The sequence below is a fragment of the Streptomyces sp. P5F9 genome (genome assembly GCF_057961495.1).
This window is the reverse complement of sequence record NZ_JBXVPZ010000692.1, coordinates 1-3,645: the sequence shown is the minus strand read 5'-3', so window position 1 is coordinate 3,645 and position 3,645 is coordinate 1. Positions and strand designations below refer to the sequence as shown.

At 70.2% G+C, this 3,645-nt stretch carries 3 protein-coding genes and 1 pseudogene; all 4 read right to left on the bottom strand.

The window, feature by feature from the left end; translation table 11 throughout:
* Positions 1-198: 198 nt before the first annotated feature.
* The gene (locus AC31A1_RS48580) at positions 199-1,113 is read right to left on the bottom strand and encodes an alpha/beta hydrolase (RefSeq protein ID WP_489659456.1); all 915 of its coding nucleotides are present in this window, start codon (positions 1,111-1,113) and stop codon (positions 199-201) included.
* 45 nt (positions 1,114-1,158) lie between these two features.
* Positions 1,159-2,139: a carbohydrate kinase family protein gene (locus tag AC31A1_RS48575; RefSeq protein ID WP_489659455.1), complete on the bottom strand. Its 981-nt coding sequence runs from the start codon at positions 2,137-2,139 to the stop codon at positions 1,159-1,161.
* Between the two features lie 18 nt (positions 2,140-2,157).
* Positions 2,158-3,412: pseudogene (metK, locus tag AC31A1_RS48570) on the bottom strand (methionine adenosyltransferase).
* A gap of 56 nt (positions 3,413-3,468) precedes the next feature.
* On the bottom strand, positions 3,469-3,645 hold a 177-nt coding region (locus AC31A1_RS48565; protein ID WP_489659056.1), incomplete at its 5' end, for an acyl-CoA carboxylase biotin carboxyl carrier protein subunit.

Sequence of the window (3,645 nt, the reverse complement as noted above, 5' to 3'; positions counted from 1 at the left end):
CGTTGCTCGCGATTCGTCTTCTCCGGTGTCACCGCGCACTCCTTATGTGTCGGGTCACCCTCGGGGCACAGCCGGCCCTCTCCGGTCCGGTACCTGGCCCGCTCGGGCGTGGGTTGAAGGCAGTTCGGACGCGGTGGCGCCGCGATGCCGAAGAGTTCCTCCAAAGAGGCGGGTACGGCGGCGACGGCCCGGGCGGCATCAGGACGCCCTCTCGGGCTGCACGGTGGTCGTCGCTTCGTACCGTGCCAGGCACTCCTCGAAGAATGCGTGAGCCCGCAGATGGTACGAGCGGGCTGCCCAGCCGAGGCTCATGTTGTGGCCGGCGTCCGGCTGCCGGTCGACGACCACCCGCGGAGAATGGGAGAAGCCCGCCGCCAACCCGGCCAGAGCCACCTCGTCGTGCCGCCACCATGCCTCGTGCTCGGCGAAGGTCAGCCGCACCGGCACCAGCACACGGGAGGCGACCTCGCGGAACAACTCGGGCCAGCGGGCCACTTCGGCCCGCTCCCGTTCGGGCATGGGCGCCACCATGGAGGCGCTGTTGCGGAAGGTGTTCGGCGGGTAGAGGCGCAGTGGACCCCAGTTCCTCATCCAGTGCCCGTGCCGGGGCGAGCCCGGCAGCTCGTTCCGTGCGACGGCGTACGTGTGGCCGCACCCGGAGATGTCCAGCCCGAGCAGGTTCCCGCCGGCCGGGTCCGCCGCGGCGCTCAACGCGACCTTGCCGCCGTAGGAGTGCGCCAGCAGGAACAAGCCCGCGCCGGTCTCGTACCGGGACGTGAAGTCGTCCAGCGCGGCGTGCACGGAGTCGGCCTGGTCCGCGAGGGATTGTCCTTCGGGCAGCCGGGTGGCGGAGTGCCGGTAGCCGGGGCGGTCCAGAGCCAGGACGGTGTAGCCCAGGCTCGCGCCCAGCGTCAACAGGGAGAGGTGCGGGTGCGCCTGCCCGTCGAAGTATCCGGCGTTCATGCCGCCGCCGTGCAGGGCCACCACCACGGCGCGCGGAGGACGCTGCTCGGCTTCCAGGAGCAGCGCGGACAGCGTCACGCCGTCGGCGTCCAGGGTGATCGTCCGTACGCCGGGCGAGCGCGGTGCCGGGGCGGCGCCGGAACGGTTCATGGTCGGGCTGCTCCTCGTCGGTGGCGGTCCAGGGGCAGTGCGCGGTTACGGCACGGTCAGGCAGGGCTCCACACCACGGGCCGCGTCCCGGCCGTAGGCCCGCTCGATGCTCAGCAGCAGGTCCGCCGCCGCGAACTTGTACTCCTGGGGGCCGACCACGCCGAGCACCGTGGTGGCCAAGGCACAGCCGAGGTACCCGGCCCATTCGTACGGCAGATCCCGGGCGATGCCCGCGAGGAACCCGGCGCGGAAGGCGTCGCCCACCCCGGTGGGGTCGACCGCCGACTCGGTGGCGACGGCGTCGACGTGCAGCCAGGGCTCACCTGCCCGGCCGATGTCCGCGCCCGCGGCACCACGGGTGACGATCCAGACCTCGCACTGCCGCAGCACCTCTTCCTCGCTCCAGCCGGTCCGCTCACGCAGGAGCGCGGCCTCGTACTCATTGGTGAACAGCAGGCGGGCGCCTTCGACCAGCCGGCGGGTCTCGGGTCCGTCGAGCCGAGCGAGCTGCTGGGAGGGGTCGGCGGCGAAGGGGATGCCGAGCCGGCGGCACTCGTCGGTGAAACCCAGCATCGCTTCCGGGTCGTTGGGGCCGACGACGACCAACTCCAGGCTCCCGGCCCGCTCCCGCACGGAAGCCAGGGAGACCTCCTTGGCCTCGGACATCGCCCCGGCGTAGAAGGTGGCGATCTGGTTGTGGTCGAGGTCGGTCGTGCACACGAACCGTGCCGTGTGGAGCCGCTCGCTGACGTGTACGCAGTCGGTGCCGACGCCGCTCTCGCGCAGCCACGCCCCGTACTCGCCGAAATCCTTGCCGACCGAGCCGACGAGCACCGGCGCCAGACCCAGCCGGGCGAGTCCGAGTGCGATGTTCGCGGCCACTCCTCCCCGGCGTATCTCCAGACTGTCCGCGAGGAAGGAGAGGGAGACCCGGTCGAGCCGGTCGGCGATCAGCTGGTCGGCGAACCGTCCTGGGAAGGCCATGAGATGGTCGGTGGCGATCGATCCGGTCACGGCGATACGCACGGCGGAGGACTCCTTCGCTCAGAACTGTCGGGCCGGGAGAAGCGCGCGCTCACCACCTGCGGCGGCCCGCAGGGCGTCCACACGGGTCCGTACGCTCCCAGGTGAAGGCGGGCAGCTCGCGGCCGAAGTGGCCGTAGGCGGCGGTCCGGGCGTAGATCGGGCGCAGCAGGTCCAGGTCACGGACGATGGCGGCGGGCCGTAGGTCGAAGACCGCGCCGATCGCCGACTCGATCCGGCCGGCCGGGATCGTCTCCGTGCCGAAGGTCTCGACGAACAGACCGACCGGCGCGGCCTTGCCGATGGCGTACGCGACCTGCACCTCGCAGCGGCGTGCGAGCCCGGCGGCCACCACGTTCTTGGCGACCCAGCGCATCGCGTACGCCGCCGAACGGTCCACCTTGGAGGGGTCCTTGCCGGAGAAGGCACCGCCGCCGTGACGGGCGGAACCGCCGTACGTGTCAATGATGATCTTCCGGCCGGTGAGACCCGCGTCGCCCATCGGGCCGCCGATCTCGAAGCGGCCGGTCGGGTTCACCAGCAGCCGGTAGCCCTCGGTCTCCAGCTTGATGCCCTCCTCGGCCGACTCGCGGAGCACATGGTCCACCACGAACCGGCGGATGTCGGGCAGAAGCAGCCCCTCCAGGCTGATGTCGGCCGCGTGCTGGGAAGAGACCACGACGGTGTCGAGGCGGGCCGGTTTGTCGTCCCGGTACTCGATGGTGACCTGGGTCTTTCCGTCGGGGCGCAGATACGGGACGCTCCCGTTCCTGCGCACCTCGCTCAGCCGGTGCGCGAGCCGGTGGGCCAGATGGATCGGCAGCGGCATCAACTCGGGTGTCTCGTCACAGGCGTAGCCGAACATCAGCCCCTGGTCGCCCGCACCCTGCCGGTCCAGTTCATCAGGCTCCTCGCCCGCCTCGACTCCCGCGACACGCTGCTCGTATGCGGTGTCCACGCCCTGAGCGATGTCCGGCGACTGGGCGCCGATGGAGACGGAGACGCCACAGGTGGCTCCGTCGAACCCCTTCTGCGAGGAGTTGTAGCCGATCTCAAGGATCTTCTCGCGTACGAGGGCGGCGATCGGCACATACGCCTTTGTCGTCACCTCGCCCGCGATGTGCACGTGCCCCGTCGTGATCAGCGTCTCCACGGCGACCCTGGACGAGGCATCCACCCGCAGTAGTGCGTCGAGGATGGTGTCGCTGATCTGGTCGGCGATCTTGTCGGGGTGGCCCTCGGTGACGGACTCAGAGGTGAACAGACGTGTGGTCATGAAGCGTTCCATCTCCGGTTTCTGTCGGTCTTCTCGGCAACAGACGGGGCGGAATGTCAGTCCTTGATCTCGCAGATCGCGGCGCCGGAGGTGATGGACGCGCCGACTTCCGCGCCGAGGCCCTTGATGGTGCCGGACTTGTGCGCGTTGAGGGGTTGTTCCATCTTCATGGCTTCGAGTACGACGATGAGGTCGCCCTCCTTGACCTCCTGGCCCTCCTCGACCGCGACCTT

Coding starts and splice junctions, on each gene's coding strand:
- AC31A1_RS48580 (WP_489659456.1), bottom strand. CDS start 1,113: ATGAACCGTTCCGGCGCCGCCCCGGCACCGCGCTCGCCCGGCGTACGG.